Annotated in this window: 18 protein-coding genes and 1 pseudogene; 10 read left to right on the forward strand and 9 right to left on the reverse strand. The window is 56.7% G+C overall.

Annotated features, from left to right (window positions below; genetic code table 11):
- Positions 1-179 precede the first annotated feature (179 nt).
- The gene (locus ACXUPB_RS05545; RefSeq protein WP_472955825.1) at positions 180-650 is read left to right on the forward strand and encodes a GFA family protein; all 471 of its coding nucleotides are present in this window, start codon (positions 180-182) and stop codon (positions 648-650) included.
- Positions 651-796: 146 nt separating this feature from the next.
- Entirely contained in the window at positions 797-1,126 is a 330-nt protein-coding gene (locus tag ACXUPB_RS05550; protein ID WP_472955828.1) for a four-helix bundle copper-binding protein, read from the forward strand.
- Between the two features lie 104 nt (positions 1,127-1,230).
- Here ACXUPB_RS05550 and ACXUPB_RS05555 read toward each other — a convergent pair whose 3' ends face one another.
- The 3 genes from ACXUPB_RS05555 to ACXUPB_RS05565 form a co-directional block, all read right to left on the reverse strand.
- The gene (locus ACXUPB_RS05555; protein ID WP_339933987.1) at positions 1,231-1,884 is read right to left on the reverse strand and encodes a phosphoribosyltransferase; all 654 of its coding nucleotides are present in this window, start codon (positions 1,882-1,884) and stop codon (positions 1,231-1,233) included.
- A gap of 25 nt (positions 1,885-1,909) precedes the next feature.
- Positions 1,910-3,247: an erythromycin esterase family protein gene (locus ACXUPB_RS05560; protein ID WP_472955831.1), complete on the reverse strand. Its 1,338-nt coding sequence runs from the start codon at positions 3,245-3,247 to the stop codon at positions 1,910-1,912.
- A gap of 157 nt (positions 3,248-3,404) precedes the next feature.
- A complete protein-coding gene (locus ACXUPB_RS05565) occupies positions 3,405-4,133 on the reverse strand; it encodes a CDP-alcohol phosphatidyltransferase family protein (protein ID WP_472955833.1) in 729 nt (242 codons plus the stop codon).
- Between ACXUPB_RS05565 and ACXUPB_RS05570 the strand changes: the two genes are divergently transcribed.
- The 5 genes and pseudogenes from ACXUPB_RS05570 to ACXUPB_RS05590 form a co-directional block, all read left to right on the forward strand.
- Positions 4,105-4,287: a hypothetical protein gene (locus tag ACXUPB_RS05570; RefSeq protein ID WP_472956779.1), complete on the forward strand. Its 183-nt coding sequence runs from the start codon at positions 4,105-4,107 to the stop codon at positions 4,285-4,287. The genes ACXUPB_RS05565 and ACXUPB_RS05570 overlap by 29 nt on opposite strands.
- Before the next feature lie 208 nt (positions 4,288-4,495).
- Positions 4,496-5,551 (forward strand): zinc-dependent alcohol dehydrogenase, encoded by a 1,056-nt coding sequence (locus ACXUPB_RS05575; protein ID WP_472955835.1) that lies wholly within the window; start codon positions 4,496-4,498, stop codon positions 5,549-5,551.
- Between the two features lie 33 nt (positions 5,552-5,584).
- Positions 5,585-5,983: a 6-pyruvoyl trahydropterin synthase family protein gene (locus ACXUPB_RS05580; RefSeq protein WP_035559443.1), complete on the forward strand. Its 399-nt coding sequence runs from the start codon at positions 5,585-5,587 to the stop codon at positions 5,981-5,983.
- On the forward strand, positions 5,980-7,944 hold the full coding sequence (locus tag ACXUPB_RS05585; protein ID WP_035559446.1) for a glycosyltransferase: 1,965 nt from the start codon (positions 5,980-5,982) through the stop codon (positions 7,942-7,944). Before ACXUPB_RS05580 ends, ACXUPB_RS05585 begins: the two co-directional genes overlap by 4 nt.
- Positions 7,945-7,948: 4 nt before the next feature.
- A pseudogene (locus ACXUPB_RS05590) lies at positions 7,949-8,869 on the forward strand (lysylphosphatidylglycerol synthase transmembrane domain-containing protein); the annotation flags it as partial.
- Between the two features lie 60 nt (positions 8,870-8,929).
- Here ACXUPB_RS05590 and ACXUPB_RS05595 read toward each other — a convergent pair.
- Positions 8,930-9,796: a RibD family protein gene (locus ACXUPB_RS05595; RefSeq protein ID WP_472956693.1), complete on the reverse strand. Its 867-nt coding sequence runs from the start codon at positions 9,794-9,796 to the stop codon at positions 8,930-8,932.
- A 139-nt stretch (positions 9,797-9,935) separates the two neighbouring features.
- On the opposite strand from ACXUPB_RS05595, the gene ribA reads away from it, so the two are divergent.
- A complete protein-coding gene (gene ribA / locus ACXUPB_RS05600; protein ID WP_472955837.1) occupies positions 9,936-11,039 on the forward strand; it encodes a GTP cyclohydrolase II RibA in 1,104 nt (367 codons plus the stop codon).
- Between the two features lie 48 nt (positions 11,040-11,087).
- Here the strand turns inward: ribA and ACXUPB_RS05605 are convergent, their stop codons facing one another.
- The 3 genes from ACXUPB_RS05605 to ACXUPB_RS05615 are packed head-to-tail and all read right to left on the reverse strand — an operon-like array spanning position 11,088 to position 14,246.
- Complete coding sequence (locus ACXUPB_RS05605) at positions 11,088-11,861, reverse strand: creatininase family protein (protein WP_472955838.1); 774 nt, start codon at positions 11,859-11,861, stop codon at positions 11,088-11,090.
- Positions 11,862-11,882: 21 nt separating this feature from the next.
- Entirely contained in the window at positions 11,883-12,689 is an 807-nt protein-coding gene (locus ACXUPB_RS05610; protein WP_035559456.1) for an FkbM family methyltransferase, read from the reverse strand.
- Positions 12,690-12,737: 48 nt separating this feature from the next.
- Positions 12,738-14,246 (reverse strand): OpgD/OpgG family glucan biosynthesis protein, encoded by a 1,509-nt coding sequence (locus tag ACXUPB_RS05615; RefSeq protein WP_035559696.1) that lies wholly within the window; start codon positions 14,244-14,246, stop codon positions 12,738-12,740.
- Positions 14,247-14,553: 307 nt separating this feature from the next.
- Between ACXUPB_RS05615 and ACXUPB_RS05620 the strand changes: the two genes are divergently transcribed.
- Both ACXUPB_RS05620 and ACXUPB_RS05625 read left to right on the forward strand, forming a co-directional pair.
- On the forward strand, positions 14,554-16,230 hold the full coding sequence (locus ACXUPB_RS05620; protein WP_035559458.1) for an alkaline phosphatase family protein: 1,677 nt from the start codon (positions 14,554-14,556) through the stop codon (positions 16,228-16,230).
- A complete protein-coding gene (locus tag ACXUPB_RS05625) occupies positions 16,227-17,636 on the forward strand; it encodes a mannose-1-phosphate guanylyltransferase/mannose-6-phosphate isomerase (RefSeq protein WP_035559460.1) in 1,410 nt (469 codons plus the stop codon). The genes ACXUPB_RS05620 and ACXUPB_RS05625 overlap by 4 nt, the downstream gene beginning before the upstream one ends.
- Positions 17,637-17,654: 18 nt before the next feature.
- Here ACXUPB_RS05625 and ACXUPB_RS05630 read toward each other — a convergent pair whose 3' ends face one another.
- Both ACXUPB_RS05630 and ACXUPB_RS05635 read right to left on the reverse strand, forming a co-directional pair.
- A complete protein-coding gene (locus ACXUPB_RS05630; protein WP_035559462.1) occupies positions 17,655-18,005 on the reverse strand; it encodes a DUF4870 family protein in 351 nt (116 codons plus the stop codon).
- 12 nt (positions 18,006-18,017) lie between these two features.
- Positions 18,018-18,953 (reverse strand): lysophospholipid acyltransferase family protein, encoded by a 936-nt coding sequence (locus ACXUPB_RS05635; RefSeq protein ID WP_035559465.1) that lies wholly within the window; start codon positions 18,951-18,953, stop codon positions 18,018-18,020.
- Positions 18,954-18,955: the final 2 nt, after the last annotated feature.

The following is an 18,955-nucleotide window of genomic DNA, read 5'->3' on the forward strand; positions in this document are numbered from 1 at the left end:
TATCCCCGTTGAAAGCGACGTAGATCCTATGCGCTAAGCTAAGATATTAAGATAGAGCTTGAGCGAGAACTTAAGAGCGTACTTAAGGGGGCACTTAAGAGAGAACTTAAGATCGCACTCGGTTCATGCAGTCGCGCCTCGATATTCGTCTTGGGTAACCGCTGCAAACGGAGGTAACTATGCTGCTCAAAGGATCATGCCACTGCCAGGCAGTGACGTTCAGTGTGAAGTCAAACTACCCCTATCCTTTTAATCGCTGTTACTGTTCTGTGTGCCGCAAAACGGCTGGCGGGGGTGGGTACGCAATCAACCTCAGTGGAGAAAGCAAAACGCTCAACGTTAGCGGCGAAGAGCATATTACTGTCTACCGCGCCTTTATTAAGGGGGAGCAGAGCACGGGAGAGCGGCATTTCTGCAAGCACTGCGCATCGTCGCTGTGGGTTTATGACCCCGAATGGCCCGAGCTGGTACACCCTTTCGCTTCGGCGATTGATACGGACTTGCCGACCCCTCCCCGGAAAACGCACATGATGCTGGGAAGTCGGGCCGACTGGGTCGAGGTCAATGGGCAGTTCCAAGATAAATGCTTCGACGAATACCCCGATGAAAGCCTTGCTGAGTGGCACCAGCGCCTGAGGTTGGAGTGTTAGAGTTAAGTGACGCCGCTTGCTGCGCTTGTGTTGCAAGCTCTCTGTTCTACTCTATTAGACGAGTTCTTCAGGAACTCAACATAAGGCTTGTCACGCCTGTGCAGGAGTAGGCCGAGTGCTCGTTTGATGACAAGGAGGGTAGAAAGATGGAATTTGAAAAATATAAGCCATGTATTGAAGCGTGCAATGTATGTGCGGTTTATTGTGACTCTTGCGCAACGGCCTGCTTGCAGGAAGATGATGTGAAAATGATGGCTGAGTGCATCCGTTTGGATCGTCAATGTGCACAGATATGCCGCTTGGCAGCTTCCTTCATGGCCCAGGGGAGTGAATACGCCAAGGACATCTGCCGAGTATGCGCTGATATTTGCAAAGCGTGCGGTGATGAGTGTGCCAAACACGATGCCGAGCATTGTCAGGAGTGCGCTAAAGCGTGCCATCATTGCGCCAATGAGTGTGCTGCGATGGCTGCCTAAGCCCGCGTAAAAGCCTAGATTAAACAAAGCCAGCTTTCATACGTCGTGAAAGCTGGCTTTTTTGTATTTTACTCTATATCACAGAGAGCGTTAAAAAGAGGGTATTAAAAAGAGGGAGCCTTCTGCAAAAGGGTGATCACTTCGTCATCGCTGGTTTGGGTAAAATCGTGATAGTGAAGGCCAACGGCGATAAAAGGCTCGGGAGTAGCTAAACAGACCAAATCGTCAACCTCGGTAGCTAACTCATCCAGTGTGGACTGCGGGGCGACAGGCACAGCCAGAGTAACGGTAGCGGCGCCTGCCTGGCGTAGCGCCCTGGCGGCTGCTTTGGCGGTTCCGCCGGTGGCGATACCATCATCCACCAATAATACATGACGTTCGCTCACGTTAATGGGCGCCCGGTTACCAATATAAGCCTGACGGCGGCGGGTTATCTCGCTTAGCTGGCGCTCTACTTCAGCTTCAAGATAACGTTCAGAAGGCTGAAAAACCTGCAGCACATCCGCGGTCCATACCACCTGAGGTGGGTCGCCATCGACGACAGCGCCTAGCCCAACCTCGGGTTGCCCAGGTGCGCCAATCTTACGCACGATGACCACATCCAGCGGAAGTTTAAGGGCTATCGCTACCTCGTAGGCAACGGGCACACCCCCACGAGGTAGTGCCAGCACTAGGTCATATCGCGCCCCGGATAATGCGTGGGCAAGCTTTTGTCCTGCTGCTCGTCGATTATCAAAAAGTGCTTGTTGCGTGTGCATGTGTGGCTCCTAAGCGCCAAGCGGCCTAAACCCCAAAAGGATAAGTGTCAGGTACTCCCTGGGGTCTGGCGCTCGGCAGTGGCGTCACGGCGGTGGTCTCATCGAACCACACATAGGCATCAAACTGCTCCGCTAGCGAGGCCTTGAAGTAATGGCTGTAGTACTCGCTTTCCGGACGATAGATAACGCCAATAGCACGCTCCAGGCGTTTTTGGGTTAGCTGTTCTCGAACCTCAGAGTGTTGAGGGTTGCGCAGCTCAATTAAGGCGCGTGGCAGCTGCGTTTCATGAAAAATTCGTTCGAAGGAGTCTGCCCGTGACGGCACAATCTGCTTGATTTTCATTGGCGAATCCCAGTTGTCAGCCGCTGCCACATTCCCCGCGTGTGTGCCGAAACCGATTAAAACAGCTTGTTCGCCATAGGCAGTGCGGCACAGCTCGCCGATATTGAATTGACCCTGCCAGCCCATTTCAGTGGCAGACGCATTACCGATATGGGAATTATGCGCCCAGACCACCACCTTAGCGTCTGCTCCTTTGGCTTCTATCACCTGCTGCAACGTATCAAACATATGGCGATCTCGTAGGTTCCATGACTGGGTGGAACCACGGTACATAAGGCGATAATACTGTTCGGCGGCTCTCACTACGCGGGCGTTCTGAGTGGCATTGAAATAGGCTTCTTCGCTCTCCTTGGCCATGTACTCAATGCGGTGTTCCAGTAGCGCCTGAAGTTGCTCAACCACCGCCTCTTCGCACGTATCTTGTTTTTCTTGCAATACGGCGTGACCGTACAAGGCTGGTTCGCTTTGCCAGGGCGTTAAACAACCATAACGTTGACGGGCCGCTTTAGCGGCTTCCGGGTCGATTCGATCCAGGTAATCAAGCACGGCGAAAAGGGACGCGCGCAGTGAGTAGATATCCAGCCCACGAAAGCTGGTATGTTGGCTGAAAGGCAGCTCGGCATTGTGTTGGCGCAACCATTCGGTGAAAGTCGCCACCTCTTCGTTGTGCCACATCCAAGCGGGAAACCGTGTGAAAGCCTGTCGGTCGTCACTTGTTGCAGCGCGATGCCGAACATAGCGGTCGATATAGGCAGCATCCGGCCAATCCGCTTCAACCGCTACAATATTGAAATTGTGCTGTTCGATAAGTCGTCGCGTAATGGCGGCCCGGGCGCGATAGAATTCAGAAGTTCCGTGGGACGCCTCGCCTAGCAGCACAATCTTGGCATCGCCGAAGCGATCAAAATGGGCGCCGAATGCGTCTTCCTCTTGCAAACTTGGCAGCGGTTCACAAGCAGCAGCGATGGCCTTGGCTGTTTGCTGAGCGGACGCATAGGGTGCTGTTGTCGAGTGATCCATAGGAATCTCCCAGGACACGAATAGGCGAAAAAGCAGCTTAAAAATACTTAAAATTTGAAGTTACGAATATCTTGAAAGTAACTATAGTAAGGAAGAAACAGCTTATCCAAGCGTTTATCGCTAAGCTGCGAAGCGGTTCGCTATAAGACGCAGTAGGTTAGGAGCGGTGTGTTTTTCGAGATAGCCACCAAACGTCAATGCCAAACGAATATAGCAATGAAAGCAACGCACTAATGGCCAGCAGGCTGGCAGTAAGGTGGGAGGTAAGTGGCGTTAACGCCAACAGCAGCGCAACCACCTGCCAGACACATACGGCTTTACGGCGAAAGCTTTCGAACAGCGGTTCTGCAAGCCAGGGGAACGGCCAACTGGCGGCCACAAACAGGTAGCGCATCCCCCCAATCATCAGCACCCACAGGCCCAGAGACTCTAACCGCAATAAGCCCGCACACAGCAGCAATATCAGTAGGGCATCCAGCTCCATGTCAAAGCGCGCGCCGAACAGGGAGTGGCTTTTGGTGCGCCTGGCAATCCAGCCATCAACGCCATCCAACAGTAGAGCGATCACCGCAATTGCCAACCATTGCCAGATGACCTCTACAAACGCATTGGCGGCGAGCGCACCTGCCAGCAGCGCGACTAATACCGCGCGGGCCAGCGTTACCCGGTTTGCCCAACCCAGTGAACCGTGGGGCCAGAACACCATCACTAAGATAGATATAAACGTGTAGAAGGCCAAGGCAACCCACCAATTGGCCGAGGTAGCCATTAATTGAGGTAATCCTTTACCTACAGTCATTAGCACCAAGCCGCCCAGCAGTAGCTCTGCAGCGCTATAAAGCCGTTTGGGTAGTGTCATGGATGAGGCATTTGAAAAAAACGGCATGGTGGCTCACGAAGCGGCATCGCTGTCCGCAGTTGAAATAAATGATGCAAGTATTTTTATATGTACCATTCTTGTAGAAGAAGGTAGGGTTGTCTATATGATCAAGAAAAATAGCCTAGTTAGCTTCAAGTGTTGCACATTGTTAATCGAATAATTTCTCTTCAACCGCTACGCTAAAGATGGTGAGCCATTAATGACTGTTCTGCATGAGGCCATTCAAGAGGTGGCCGTCCAGTTTGGTAAGGGGCCAAGTCACATAACGACCAACCTCGCCTTAATGTGCAGCGCCATGGCCCCACACTACTTTCAATGGAATGAAATAGAGCTCGGTTTAGTTGAGCTTGTAACGAAAAGGATCGCTCATGTCGACGCCTGACGATGTTGGCAAAAATCTATACGCTGGCAAAAACCTATACGTTGGCGAAAGCCCGGACGCTGGCAAAAACCGCTGCGCCACTGCCTTCTGGGTGACCAGCCCAGCCCAAGGCGAGCTGCGGGGTGAGCCTCTGGCGACGCCCGCTCAGAATGAAGTGCAGGTGCGCACCTTGTACAGCGGTATTAGCCGTGGCACCGAATCGCTGGTGTTTAACGGTCGCGTGCCTGAAAGCGAATTTTCGCGCATGCGCGCCCCTTTTCAGTCGGGTGAGTTTCCCGCCCCGGTCAAGTACGGTTACTGCAGCGTTGGTCGCGTTGAACAAGGGCCGGACGCGCTGTTAGATAAAACCGTCTTTTGCCTGTTCCCCCACCAAGACTACTACACCGTGCCTGCTTCAGCGGTGCTTGAAGTGCCCGCCAATGTGCCCGCTCAACGCGCTGTATTGGCCGCCAATATGGAAACGGCCATCAACGGCGTGTGGGATGCCGAGCCCATGCTGGGCGAGCGGATTTGCGTTATTGGTGCCGGTGTCGTCGGTGCGCTAGTGGCGTACCTGTGTGCCCAGGTACCCGGCGTCGATGTACATTTGGTCGATATCAACCCAGCGCGCCGTCAGCTCGCCGAGCAGCTCGGCGTTGTCTTCGCCACACCTGAACAAGCCCCCCATGATCAAGATTGCGTGATCCATGCCAGCGGCCACTCGGCTGGCTTGCGCCAGGCCTTGGAGTTAGTGGGTAGCGAAGGGCGCATTATCGAAATGAGCTGGTTTGGCGAGGGCGACGTCTCGATTCCTATGGGCGGCGCTTTTCACTCCCAACGGCTGACGCTTAAAGCCAGCCAGGTAGGCCAACTGCCACCAAAACTTCGCCCTCGTTGGGACTACCAGCGCCGCCTTAGGCTCGCGTTGAGCTTACTGGTGGATGAGCGGTTGGATGCACTGATCAGCGGTGAAAGCGACTTTAAACAATTGCCTACGCTTGCTAATACGTTGTTTGGGCGCGGTAGTGTTGAGCTCTGCCATCGGCTGCGATATTCCGCATAACTTGTGTTTTTAAAATTTTAATCAGGAGTTTTTATGTTTCGTTTATGCGTTCGTGACCATTTTATGATTGCCCACAGCTTTAACGGCGAGATCTTTGGCCCCGCCCAGCGTACCCATGGCGCCACTTATGTGGTGGATGTGGTTTTCCAGCGCCCTGAGCTGGATGAGGATGGCTTAGTGATCGATATTGGCCTTGCCAGCGAAACTGTCAAAGAAGTATTGGCAGGCTACAACTTTCAAAACCTGGATGAAGTAAGCGAATTTAAAGGTAAAAACACCACCACCGAATTTATGGCTAAGGTGATTTTCGACCAGCTAGCCAAAGCGATCGGCGAAGGCAAAATGGGCACCACCGCCCAGGGCATTACCCATATGGAGATCAAACTGCACGAGTCTCATGTGGCCTGGGCTAGTTACGAAGGCGCGCTATGAGTCGGCGTTTTACTCTGATCGTTGCCGGTGACCCTGCTCAGCGCACCGGTGGCTATATTTACGATGCGCGTATTGTCTCGGCCCTACGTGACCAGGGTTGGGAGATTGACGTCGTGGGCCTTGCAGGCGTGTTTCCCGATGCGGACGCCGAAGCGGCAGCGGCCCTAGCTCAAGCGCTTGAGACACTTCCCGACCATGCGGCGGTGGTGATCGATGGCCTGGCCATGGGGGCGTTGCCTGACGTAGTTGCCCAGCATGCGACGCGGCTGGATATTACCGCGCTGCTGCACCATCCCTTAGGCGATGAACTGGGCCTTGATGAGGCTGATCAGCAGCGCTTTCATCGCAGCGAGTTAACCGCGCTTGCTTCTGTGGCGCGCATTATTGTCACCAGCCATTTTACCGCTCGGCGTTTGCCGGAACTGGCGGCGCACTACGCCATACCCATCAATGCAAGTGTCACCGTAGTGGAGCCGGGCGTGGCCCAGGCACCGGTTAGCCCAGAAGCTGAGCCAGGTGGAACACTGCGCCTGCTGTGTGTGGCAACGCTAACGCCGCGCAAGGGGCAAGATGTTCTGGTTCAAGCGCTGGCAGGTGTGGCCGGTGATCACTGGCAGTGCGACTGCTATGGCGGCGCGCGAGACGCGTCGTTTACGCAACGCGTGCAGCAGCTGATTGATCAGAACGGTTTGCAAAGCAGCGTGTATCTCCGTGGCGAGTGCGATAGCGAGACGCTGGAAGCGGCTTACCAACACGCGCACGCGCTGGTGCTGCCTTCCTGGTATGAGGGCTATGGCATGGTGGTCACCGAAGCCCTGGCCCATGGTCTGCCGGTGATTACCACCACCGGTGGCGCGCTACGCGACACCTTGCCAGAAGGTGCCGGGATAAGCGTTGAGCCGGGCGATGTTGCGGCACTTCAAGACGCGTTGAGCCAATTTTGTAACGATGCAGAACTGCGCCAGCAACTGCGTCATGGCGCTGCGCAGGCCCGTGGCCAGTTAAGCGATTGGCAGGCAGCGAGCGAGGCCTTCGCCGCGGCGTTAACAGCGCAAAACCATGCCGCCAATGATTCGCTAACCTTGCGCGCTGGGAGTCAGTTTGAATCCGATTGGCTAACGCTGCGCGAGGCCGCTGATTTCGCTTCTCGCAGTCAGCGGTTAGCTACGTTCGCCGCTGAGTGGCTGAGCCCACTTAGCTCAGCGCCGGTAATAGCGGATCTTGGCTGTGGCCGGGGGAGCAATATGCGCTTTCTGGCTCCGCGCTTTTGCGCTCACCAGCGCTGGGAGTTGATTGATCACGATGCCCTCTTGTTAGCGCAGGCGCGCCAGTGTGCCGCCGGGTTAAGCGATAGCCAAGGGCAGCCTGTGGCCGTTGAAACGCACTGTGTATCGCTGGAGCCGATTACCGATTTACCGCTGGGCGATGCGCACCTAGTGACGGCGTCGGCGCTGCTTGATCTGGTTTCTCAGCAATGGATCGAGGCATTAGTGGGGCGCTGTGCCGAGCGGCAACAAGCGCTTCTAATCGCGCTGAGCGTGACCGGAGAGTGGCACTTTATCGATGCCCAGGGCGAGCCGGTGCTGGATGACGAAGACCACTGGCTGTTGGCTATGTTTATTGCCCACCAACAGCGCGATAAAGGCTTGGGCGATGCGCTGGGCGGTCAGGCTCAAGAGGTGTTAGTAGCTACCCTTGAGAAGGCCGATTATCGCATTGAGCAGGACGATACCCCATGGCAGCTTGCTGCTGGCAACCATGACCAGCAGCCGCTAATGATGGCGCTGTTGGAAGGTTGGGCCGAGGCCGCCACCGAACAAGCCCCTGACGCCGCGGCACGCATTGCCAGCTGGTTGGAGCAGCGCCAGCAGGCGGTGGCCAACGGCGAGCTGGGGATTTGGGTGGGGCACCGTGATCTCTTTGCCATCCCCCCGTTTGCCAAGCCTCAGGAAGAGGCCTAAGCCGATGGGGTTTGCTCAGACGTTGTGCACCCGGCTAGGCGCGTACATTCGCCCATGCCTGCAAAGCCCATGGCTACGGCGGGTGGTGCTCAGTATTGCCTTGCTGGGGGCCGTGTTGTTGTGGGTCGACCCCCGGGCCATCGTGGCGGAAGTGCAGCGCTTCTCGGCTGGGTGGGTAGTGCTGGCGTTAGTCATCAGTACGCTGCAGATCATGCTCTGCGCTTGGCGTTGGCAGTTTACCGCTGGGCTGATTGATGTACCGCTGCGGTTTGCTTATGCCCTGCGAGAGTACTATTTGGCGCTGCTGGTTAATCAGCTGTTGCCCGGTGGAGTACTGGGCGACGCCGGGCGGGCACATCGTCATGCTGCTCAGGCGCAGTCACGCGGTCGCGCTTGGCGAGCGGTAATTATTGAGCGCGCCTCGGGCCAGGTGGCTGTGGTCGTGCTAACGCTCGCGGCATTACTGCTATCACCGCTCTGGCATGCCGCGTTGGGAGTGTCAGTGCTTACTGCGGTGGGCTTAGGCGTCGTGGCTGCTCTCGCGGTGATTATCGCCAGCGGCCTGCTGTTACGCCAACATATAAGCCATCGGTTGGCACGGCTGCCGCATTGGTGCCAAGCCCTGGCGCGCGATGTTAAACGTGGCTTATGGCGGCGTAATGTATGGCCTCAGCAACTATTCTCGTCGCTGGTCATTGTGCTGAGCTACGGCCTAGTGATGGTGTGTGCGGCGCGGGCAATTGGCGTTGAGCTAGCGGCATTGGATGTGCTGGCGCTGGCACCGGTGCTGCTGTTGGCGATGTTGGTGCCCTTTTCCGTGGCCGGATGGGGTTTACGGGAGGGCGCTGCGGCTGGTGTTTGGGCGCTGGTAGGACTGCCGCCCGCCCAAGGCGTGGCGGTGTCGTTGGCCTACGGTGTGCTGGTGCTGCTGGCGAGCCTACCGGGTATTTGGGTGGCGCTGAGCCGTCGCGAGAAAGCGCAGCCCTCAGGCGGTGGTATCCCGCAGATGCAGGTCGAACAGCGTGTCGTCTCCACAGCGGAAGGTGCGCGTGGGCGGGCGCAGCGCACTCTCAAGCGTCTGGATGGGCGTCATTTGAAGCCCTGGCCTGCCGGAGCCGATCAGCAGCGGGGCGACCAGCAGGTGCAACCGGTCAACGGCGCCTGCTTCGATAAACTGAGATACCGTGATGCCGCCGCCTTCAATCAGCACACGGGGCAGGCCTTTATCGGCCAGCAGGGTGATGACATCAAGCGGCGTGAAGTGGCCGTTGGCACCCAGTGGCAGCACGCAACGTTGAACGTGGGCAGGCAGCGTCGTGTTCGCTACCCCAGGCCCCACAATCAGCAGTGTCGGCGCGGCACTGTTACACAGCAGCGCCAAGTCATTAGAGATACGGCCGCGTGGGTCCAGCACCACCCGCGTCGGGTTAGTACCGCTTACGTGTCGCACGGTCAGTTGAGGATTATCGGCGCTGGCGGTACCCGCGCCCACGACCACCGCGTCGACCAGGGCGCGCAGGCGGTGCAGGTGAACCAAACTTTCATGGCCATTGATGTAATGGGAGTGGCCGCTTTCCGTCGCGATGCGACCATCAAGGCTTTGGCCCAACTGAGCCACGACCCAGGCCGGGCAACTGGCCAACGGGGTCAGGCAGTCGAGCAGCTCACGCGCCTCAACACTGACCGGCTGATCCGTTTGCCACTCACCGCTTGGCGTCACGGTGAGCGCCACCTCGCAAGGGCGCCGATGACGCAGAGCCGAGAGCCATTGCCAAGCATCGGCCAGCGAAATAGTGCCGCTAGTATTCATAACACTGCTATTAACACCCGTATTGACATGGGAGTCGGGCATGACGCCTCCGCGCTAATAAATCCGCTTCATCATGCGGGCTCTACTTGGTCTAGGGCAAGTAGTTCAGAACCAGTAGCCCGAGCAACTCGTTCAGCGCGAGCGCGTAATAACCCCCACGCCAGGAAGCCAGGAGGCCTACATGTACCAGATTGAACGAGCTATTTTCGATATCCGTCGCGGATTGCCAGTGGTGGTAAATGCCGGTGAGCAGCGTTTGCTAGTGCAGGCACTGGAAGGCAGTGAATCAGTCGAAGCGCTTGCTCGGTTAGCGGGTGAAAGGCCTTCGCTGGTGCTTACCCGCCACCGCTTGGCAGCCATGGGCGTAACGTTAGCCGCTGAAGCAGCCAGCTTGCCGCTCGCGACCAGGATAAGCACCAATGAGCTGCATGGCTTAGCCACGGCGGAGGCGCTTTCACAACCTGCGGGTGGGCTGCTAAGCGGCTTAAAGCCAGCGGGGTTAGCCGAGCTAGGGGCCGTTACGCTGATGCGTCGTGCGCTGTTAATTCCAGCAGCGCTATGTGCTTTTGTCAGCAAAGAGGCCGCTGCGAATATTGAGCAACAGCTAGCAGAAGGGCAGCTACTGCAAGTCACCGCTAAAGATGCTGAACACTGCTTGGCCGGTGCGCCGGGCATGCTGAAGCGCGTTAGCGAAGCACATATTCCCTTGGAGGATGCCGCTGAAAGCCGCTTTGTGCTTTTCCGTGAGCCGGACGGCTTACGCGAGCATGTTGCCGTCGTTATTGGTAAACCGGAGAGGTGGGAAGGTGCGGTGCCATTGCGCATGCACTCGGCGTGTTTAACTGGAGACCTGTTTGGCAGTTTGCGCTGTGACTGTGGGGAGCAATTACGCAACGCAGTCGCCGATATTCAGGCCATGGGCGGCGGAGTGCTGCTTTATTTGGCGCAAGAGGGGCGGGGCATCGGTTTAGCCAATAAGCTGCGCGCTTACACCTTACAAGATGGTGGCCTGGATACGGTGGATGCCGACCAAGTGCTCGGTTTCGGGGACGATGAGCGCCAGTACGCGGTAGCGGTGGATATGCTTAACGCCCTCGATATTGAGCAAGTGCAGCTGCTGACCAACAACCCGCTGAAAATGGAAGCGCTGCGCCAGGGCGGTATCGAGGTCGTCTCGCGCCAGGCGCTGTACGGCAGCGTTACCGATCACAACCAGCGCTATCTAAATGCCAAGGCCACCCGCGGCGGGCATCTGTTAGAAGACGTACTAAGCGGGCAGCGCTAACCGCCGCAAACGGTCGCAAGCTCAAGCTGCTCCAATCGTGAAGTAGTTTTAATTAGTTAGCGGCGGTAGCTGGGCAGTTTCTGTCACGACTGCCGCTAACTGGCGGGCATAATGCATCACCAGCCGCTCACCTAATTCGGCGCTGGCGTGGCTGGCATCACCGGCCACGCCATGGGAGCTTAAATCCTCCGCTAACCAGGCAAACGCTGCTGCACCCTCTGCACTCACTAAGGCATCGCCAGCGGGCGCCGCAGGCGGTGTGGCTTGATAGTTATCTAGCTGGACAAGCATTGGTGCCAAATAGCGCATCATGGCAGTTTCGAGTAGCCCACCGTGTAACCCGTAACGCAGCTCATCGGCCTCAATGGCGCCTTCCAGTGCGGGTAGTCGCGTGTAAGTGGCTTTGACCACACGCATCCCGTGGCGTCGCCGCAGGGTTAGCCCGGCTAAATCCATCACCGCTTTATTGCCGCCATGGCTGTTAAGCAGCACCAGTCGACGTATGCTGGCGCGAGCCAAGCTATCGCCATAAGCCTCTAACGTGGCAATGGCCAGCGGCGCTGGCAGGCTCAGCGTGCCTGGGAAACTGGCATGCTCGTCGCTTGCGCCGACGGCAATGGCGGGCAGGCAGATGACATTAAGGCTCGGATCAAGCTCCTCCAGCATGGCGGCTTGCAGGCCTTCACCAATCGTAAGGTCGGTCGCCAAAGGAAGGTGAGTGCCGTGTTGTTCAATGGCGCCGAGTACCAGCACTGCTACCGGGTCGCGTTGGGCGAACTCGGCTAACTGCGGTGCGGTGAGCGTTTGCCAATGGTGAATCATGAAATGATAAGCCTTTAGGGTTTAAACATTGTTGTGGATATTGTTGTGAACATTGTTCTGAAGTAACCGATGATCCGAGCGGCAGGCGTAAAGATCGCCCGAAGGTAACGCTTCGGCACCCGCATTGAGCCACTCGGTCATCGCTTGCGGCGTTTGCCACTCGGCCCAGCGGAAATGGCGCTGCTCACCAGCGACGATGTTGTAGCGATACTCGCCAAGACGACTCAAATGGTTGATGCAGCTATGATTAACCTCTAACGCACCGGATACAAACTCTACCGAAAGCGCGGCCACCGGGCTGCTTAGTCCTGCCAACACCTCAGCTTCAAAGCCCTCTACGTCAATTTTGATAAAGCTGGGCTCACCATACTCTTCAATTAACGTATCCAGCGTGGTGACCGGTACCCGCAAGCGCTGTTCCCAGCGCACTTGGCTAAAGCCTGCATTGCGCTCGCCAATCTGCTCGCGCCATTCAGTGGCCAGGGTGGAAAGCGTCGGGTTGCCGGGGCTAATAGCGATGTCGGCAAAGCCCTCCGTTGGGCCTGCTGCCATGGGGAGCAGCGTGATGCTGGTGGGCCGAACCAATCGCTTGAACCACTTGGCGAGATCGGGCTGGGGCTCCAGGGCAATTACTTTTGCGCCTAGCGCATGAAAAGCCGCGCTGCGGTCACCTAAATGAGCGCCAATATCGAACGCGGCAGCACCGGGCTGAATAAACGGCTGATAAAGTCGCTGGAGCCCTCGCTGACGACCCGGTCGCCAATAGATGAACAGTGAGCGGGCAAGCCCGCCCACGCTACGCAGCCGTTGTAACGCCATGCGCCGCATTAATTGGGTTTCCTTGACGCTGGGGGGAAGAGGTTTGCTTTAACAGCGTTATTTTGCATCGGGATACCACACGTAATTCCATGTTTCACTCACCGGTTCATGGTTTAAGGTGAGCCTTAAACGAACATCGCTGGGTTGACCGTTAGCGGGCACCCGGAAACTCGCACGCCAGCCATTATTGGGCAGCGCGGTGACCTGGGGCAGCAGCACCTCGCCTAACTGAGCGCTAATATCTAATTCGACGGGTTGATCTGCGGCGATCTCATCTAACGCGCCCCCTTGGAAATCGACAATAAATTGACGTTGCTCGCTGGCCGAGGAATCGGTTTGCCCTGGCCCCGCTGCACTGCCATGCCGGGTACGAATTGCACGCCCCAGCGTATGAGCTTCTGGGTCATTGTTCAGGGTATGGGTGAGGTAATGGAGGCGGCGTGACTCACCAGCCTCTAAAGCATCGTCCGCTACCCAGTAGGCAACGATATTGTCGTGAGTTTCATCGGGGGTAGGAATTTCGACAAGCTCTACGTGCCCTGGGCCCCACTCATCCAACGGAACCACCCACTGGCTTGGACGCCGGTGGTATTGAGCTTCGGTATCCAGGTAACGGTTAAAATCTCGCTCTCGTTGCATCAAACCAAAGCCTTGCGGGGAGCTATCCGTAAACGTTGAGATGCGTAGCTGTTCAGGGTTGGTTAACGGCCGCCAGAGCCACTCGCCGCTACCGGTGTGCATTAATAGGCCATCTGAGTCGTGCACCTGGGGGCGAAAGTCGTCCGGGCGTTGGCGGCTTGCTTCACCGTAGGTGAACATGCTGGTAAGCGGTGCGACACCCAGCTTGGCAATATCTTCCCGCGCAAATAGCTCGGCTTCTACTTCAACCTCTGTATCTTCACCGGGCTGGATGATAAAGCGATAAGCGCCGCTGACGGAGGGGCTGTCCAGCAGTGCTAACAGCTCAAACTGTTCGGCATTGGCGTCGGGTTTATACATCCAGAATTCACGAAACGCCGGAAACTCTTCGCCATCGGGCGAGGCGGTGTCGATCGCCAGCCCGCGGGTGGATAGTCCGTACGCTTGGTCTCGTCCCACAATACGGAAGTAGCTGGCACCGAGAAAAACCGCAAACTCGTCAGCGTACTCTGCATTGTTGAGTGGGTAGTGGAGACGAAACCCAGCGTGATCACTACCGGAAAGATCGTACTCTTTCAGCTTTTCGGCATTGCCATCATAGGAGTAGTTTTCTGACGAAAAGGGCAGCGGGGTGGCGGTGTCGTTTTCAATCACGTTGAGCGCAATCGGTGTTTGAAACAGAAAGCCGCTGTGAAATAGCTGGAGGCTAAACGGGCTTTCATCTTTCCAATAGGCGTGGTCGGGATCAAAGCGAATTTGCCGGTAGGTATCGTAGTTGAGTTCACGTAATACCTCAGGCAGTGATTCTTCAGGGGCTTGATAAGGCGTTTCTGCAAGCTGTTGGGCGCGTTCAATGACCGCATTGAAATGTTTATCGTCTTCAGCAAAGGCGGTAGAGGCGAGCATCGAATAGCCAAGTAAAACCATCCACCTACCAGCATGCCCTTTATTGGCATGCCCTCTGTTGAAATAGTTGAAATGCATGGGCGAGATCCTTTCGAGTGAAGACCTGCTAAACGCATGGCATTAGGCCAGGCAAAACGTGAAATTTTTGAACAATAGCTATACGATTGATCGCAACAGTACATGATTATTGCGTTTTTCAGCAGCCTTATTCCTTGCTCTCTTCTCTTTAAAACGTCAATAGCTTCTCTTCGAGGCTGAGCACTGACAGGCCTTAACTAACACACTACCTAAGACACTGTAAGCTAAAGCAGGTACCAATGAGAATGCGATGAGTCGATTATTATTAACGTTGCTAATGCTGAATTTCCTGCTCGTCGCGCCGCTATGGTGGCGGTTTGGAGATTTGAGTGCGCATTTGATCGCTTGGGAAGCGTTCATCATTGCGCCTCTTATGCTGCTGCTTCCGGCCGGCCAAGTGCGCCGCTTAGTGGGGATTGGATTAGTCAGTTGGGTCATGCTGGCAACCGCGGCTAACCTGGGGACAGCGGCAACCCATATGGCATTTGCTCGGCCACTCAACCTCTATCTCGATGTACCCTTGCTGCGCTCTATTTATCACCTGCTAGTCGGTAATGTTGGCCAGTTATTGGCCGTCTTCGCCATGCTGGCAGGCGTTGCCTTACTGCTCGGCATTACCCTGGGTTTAACGCGACTGCTGCTTCCCCCGGTAAGTTACCCACTCAAACGGCTGCCCGGCATAGTGGCTTTTACGCTGTTGATCGTTGCCACTACCTGCGCGGTGCTCGAAATTAACGGCGTTCGATGGGTGGATAGTGCCCGTTTGCCAATGGTAAACAGCACGCGTTTTCAGTGGCAGCAAATTACCGATACCCACGCCGCACGCCTTGCCTTTACCGCTCAGTTGGAGGCTGCGCCATTAGAGCGTCAGCCGCTACCGGGGCTTGAAGGGCGCAATGTGTTGCTAACCTTTGTCGAGTCCTACGGTGTCTCGGCACTGGATGATCCGCGTTATGCAAGCATCCTCCAGCCCACGCTGGCCGATATGCAGCAGCGGTTAGCAGCGCGCGATCTCCACGTGGTATCCGGAATGTTGCAGTCGCCGATTCGGGGCGGACAGTCCTGGCTGGCCCACGCAACGGCGCTAAGCGGGCGATGGATCGATAATCAGCTGTGGTATCAATTGATGCTAGACAGCAGCCACTCCACGTTGATCGACGACTTCAGCGCCACCGGGCAGCGCACGCTGGCCGTGATGCCGGCTATCTCTATGGCATGGCCGGAAGGGGAGGCTTACGGCTTCGATCAAATTGCAGCGGCAAAGGATATCGACTACGCCGGGCCTGTACTCAACTGGGTGACCATGCCCGATCAATTTACCCTCGATTACACTCAGCGCCATTTGATCGGTGATTCCCCCCTGTTCGCCCAGTTGGCGCTGATCTCCAGCCACGCCCCCTGGACGCCCATTCTGCCCGTGTTGGATGATTGGTCATCCATCGGCGATGGGCGTATTTTTGCGCCTTGGGAAAAGGCCGGCGACCCGCCAGAAGTGCTATGGCAGGACATCGAGCGCATTCGTGATCACTATGCGTGGTCGGTGGACTACGCTGTTAAGGTAACGGGACGCTGGGCTGAGCGCGTAGTGGACGACAACACGCTATTGATAGTGCTTGGCGATCATCAGCCAGCGCCGTTGATCACCGGCGACAGTGCCAGTGCGGCGGTGCCGGTGCATATTATCAGCGGAGATCCAGCTTTATTGGCACCATTTTTGGCACGCGGTTTTGTTAATGGCACGCTGCCACCGCTCGCCCAAGCGCCGAACGCTCCCAGGATGAGCCAACTGCGCCACTGGCTGCAGGAGGATTTTGGCGAGTTAGCGACTGAACTAAGCGTTGATGAGCAAACAGGGACGACGTTTGAGACAGAAATTCCCCCAGATTTAGGGGCCGTGACAAGGACTATGACAAGGACGCAGCAATGATTCAGCCAGTGATTTTAAGCGGCGGTAGCGGCACGCGGCTCTGGCCGCTCTCGCGAGAGCAGATGCCTAAGCAGTTTTTGCGCTTAACCTCTTCACAGAGCCTGCTGCAGCAAACCCTCGGCCGCCTAGCCGGATTAACCGATACCGCACCGATGCTGATGGGCCACCATAGCCACCGCTTTTTAATGGCCGAGCAGCTACGGGAAATCGATCAAGATGCCACCATTGTGCTCGAACCCGAAGGTCGTAACACTGCCCCGGCCATTGCCTGTGCGGCGCTGTTAGCCCGCCTTTCGGGAGAGGATCCGCTACTGCTGGTGCTTCCCGCAGACCATGCTATTGGAGATGTCATGGCGTTCCAACATAGCGTGTCACTTGCCCAGCCGCTAGCCGAAGCGGGTTATCTTGTTACCTTCGGAGTAGTCCCGACCCAGCCTGAAACCGGTTATGGCTATATTGCCTGCGGCGAGCCGCTGGAAGGCGGCCATCATCTTGCGGCTTTTATTGAAAAACCGGACGCCAAGCGTGCTGCTACGCTAGTCGAAAGCGGCGATTACCTGTGGAACAGCGGGATGTTTTTGCTGCGTGCCTCAAACTATCTGGATCAATTACAGCGGCTACAGCCGACAATGCTGAAAGCCTGCCAAGAAGCGGTTAACAGCGCGCACCGTGACTTGGATTTTCTGCGCCTGGGCGAAGCAGCGTTTGGTCGTTGCCCGACTGACTCCATTGACTACGCGGTGATGGAGCATTGTGATCGCGCCGCCGTGGTGCCTTTGGCCGCCGAGTGGAGTGATATCGGCAGTTTTGACGCGCTGTGGGCTACCGTTGAGCCTGATGCGGCGGGCAATGCCAGCAAAGGTGATGCCTGGCTAACCGATACCCAGGGTTCACTGGTGTTTGCCGAGCACCGCCTTGTGGCGACGCTAGGTGTGCAGAATCTCATCGTCGTTGAAACATCGGATAGCGTGTTGGTGGCCCATCGTGATCAGGCGCAGCAGGTCAAGCAACTGGTGGCTTCGCTTACTCAGGCGGGGCGCAGCGAGCCCTGCTCGGCGCCTCAGGTGCAGCGCCCTTGGGGCAGCTTTCAGGCGATGGACAGCGGCGAGCGCTATCAGGTCAAACACATTACCGTGAAGCCCGGCGGGCGGCTCTCGTTGCAGCGCCATCATCACCGCGCTGAGCACTGGATTGTGGTGAGGGGAACCGCGCGCGTAACGCTTGAGGAGCGCAGCTTCCTGGTGAGTGAAAATCAGTCGACCTATATCCCCATTGGCGCGCTCCATCGTCTGGAAAATACCGGCAAGATTCCTCTTGAGCTGATTGAAGTGCAGTCGGGTAGCTACCTGGGTGAAGACGACATCGAGCGCTTAGATGATGTTTACGCCCGACATAGCAGTGAATGACGCCTAGCTCACCAGCACTTACCAGAGCCAGCTGGCAGGGCGCGCCGGTGGGCGGCCTTTGCGTACATCGACCCAGCCGAGCACACAGCGCACGCCCAACCATACCGCTAGCAGTGGCCAAAGCAGGGTGCCAACGATGACAATGCTGAGCAAGAAGGCAATGCAGGCGTACAGCGTGCCGATCCAGAACGTGCGGATTAGGTAACGGTAGTGCGGCTGTAGCCATGGCGCTGCATCTTTGCGGTAGACGTAGGCAATCACTACACCGATCAGCAGGGTGATATTGGCGGTCACAATGCCCGCCAGGTAGAGCGCGTAAATAATTTGCGGCGGGCGGGTCTCATCGCCGGGTAGGTCGTTTTGCATCATAAGTAAGCCTTGTTAATAAAGCCGATAGTCGCGGTAGTTAGCTAATTTCTGCTGCTCCTGAACCACTTTACGGTAGCGCTTGTACTCCCACTGATACTGGGCAGGGTCCAAGCTGATTGCGGCCTCCACACTGGCGTTGACCCCCGTCGCAGACTGCACATCATCGTCGCTATACACGCGCTCATCGGCTTCCAGGAAATGAATCTCGAACCCTTTGCCAGGTACCCGCAGCGCCACGCCGGTGACTACCCTTGCCTGGGTACGGGCTACCAGTTTCGGCAGTAGTGTGGCGGTATAAGCGTCGCGGCCAAAAAAGGGCGCGAAAACGCCGCTGCCCCAGTCGGGCTCCTGGTCGGGCAGCATGCCAATCGCTTCGCTGCGTTTAAGCGCTTTGAGCAGTGCTGCCACCCCGCGCGGGTTGGTGGGCACCAGACTCGCCCCCATGCGCTCGCGGCCATGTCGAATCACAGGATCGAGATCAATGATTTTGGGTGGTTCGTACATGGCGGTAAACGGGAAGTGGCTCGATAGCCAGAAGTTAAGCACTTCCCAATTGCCAAAGTGTGGCGCGAGCACAATCACGCCGCGGCTCTCGGTGCGGGCGTTGTCGAGTTTGTCGCGACCGTATACCGCTAAAATATTGGTTTCTACTTTTTGTGGTTCCGCCATCCAGGCGTGACCCAATTCCAGCATGGTAGCGGTCGAATGTTTCAAGCTCTGCTTTGCAAGAGCTTGACGTTCAGCGTTAGAGAGAGCTGGATAAACGGCCGTAAGATTGCGCTCGGTTACCCAACGCTCACGCTTATTGAGACGGTAAACGACTGGGCCCAGCACCGAGGAAATGCGCCATAGGCGCGTGACTGGCCAGCGTGATAACTGACGCCACAGCCAACTGATGGCACTGGCCTTGGAAAAAAGCCTGCTGGTGTTACCCGTTGGTTGCGTCATCA

The sequence above is a fragment of the Vreelandella sp. DA03-1M genome, from assembly GCF_055725665.1.

Bases quoted from the DNA above. Each gene is read 5' to 3' on its own strand.
- ACXUPB_RS05585 (WP_035559446.1), top strand. From the start codon at position 5,980: ATGAGTCGGCGTTTTACTCTGATCGTTGCCGGTGACCCTGCTCAGCGC.
- ACXUPB_RS05625 (WP_035559460.1), top strand. From the start codon at position 16,227: ATGATTCAGCCAGTGATTTTAAGCGGCGGTAGCGGCACGCGGCTCTGG.
- ACXUPB_RS05550 (WP_472955828.1), top strand. From the start codon at position 797: ATGGAATTTGAAAAATATAAGCCATGTATTGAAGCGTGCAATGTATGT.
- ACXUPB_RS05565 (WP_472955833.1), bottom strand. From the start codon at position 4,133: ATGCCGTTTTTTTCAAATGCCTCATCCATGACACTACCCAAACGGCTT.
- ACXUPB_RS05630 (WP_035559462.1), bottom strand. From the start codon at position 18,005: ATGATGCAAAACGACCTACCCGGCGATGAGACCCGCCCGCCGCAAATT.
- ACXUPB_RS05575 (WP_472955835.1), top strand. From the start codon at position 4,496: ATGTCGACGCCTGACGATGTTGGCAAAAATCTATACGCTGGCAAAAAC.
- ACXUPB_RS05570 (WP_472956779.1), top strand. From the start codon at position 4,105: ATGGATGAGGCATTTGAAAAAAACGGCATGGTGGCTCACGAAGCGGCA.
- ribA (WP_472955837.1), top strand. From the start codon at position 9,936: ATGTACCAGATTGAACGAGCTATTTTCGATATCCGTCGCGGATTGCCA.
- ACXUPB_RS05615 (WP_035559696.1), bottom strand. From the start codon at position 14,246: ATGGTTTTACTTGGCTATTCGATGCTCGCCTCTACCGCCTTTGCTGAA.
- ACXUPB_RS05560 (WP_472955831.1), bottom strand. From the start codon at position 3,247: ATGGATCACTCGACAACAGCACCCTATGCGTCCGCTCAGCAAACAGCC.
- ACXUPB_RS05555 (WP_339933987.1), bottom strand. From the start codon at position 1,884: ATGCACACGCAACAAGCACTTTTTGATAATCGACGAGCAGCAGGACAA.
- ACXUPB_RS05580 (WP_035559443.1), top strand. From the start codon at position 5,585: ATGTTTCGTTTATGCGTTCGTGACCATTTTATGATTGCCCACAGCTTT.
- ACXUPB_RS05595 (WP_472956693.1), bottom strand. From the start codon at position 9,796: ATGCCCGACTCCCATGTCAATACGGGTGTTAATAGCAGTGTTATGAAT.
- ACXUPB_RS05605 (WP_472955838.1), bottom strand. From the start codon at position 11,861: ATGATTCACCATTGGCAAACGCTCACCGCACCGCAGTTAGCCGAGTTC.
- ACXUPB_RS05545 (WP_472955825.1), top strand. From the start codon at position 180: ATGCTGCTCAAAGGATCATGCCACTGCCAGGCAGTGACGTTCAGTGTG.
- ACXUPB_RS05635 (WP_035559465.1), bottom strand. From the start codon at position 18,953: ATGACGCAACCAACGGGTAACACCAGCAGGCTTTTTTCCAAGGCCAGT.
- ACXUPB_RS05620 (WP_035559458.1), top strand. From the start codon at position 14,554: ATGAGTCGATTATTATTAACGTTGCTAATGCTGAATTTCCTGCTCGTC.
- ACXUPB_RS05610 (WP_035559456.1), bottom strand. From the start codon at position 12,689: ATGCGGCGCATGGCGTTACAACGGCTGCGTAGCGTGGGCGGGCTTGCC.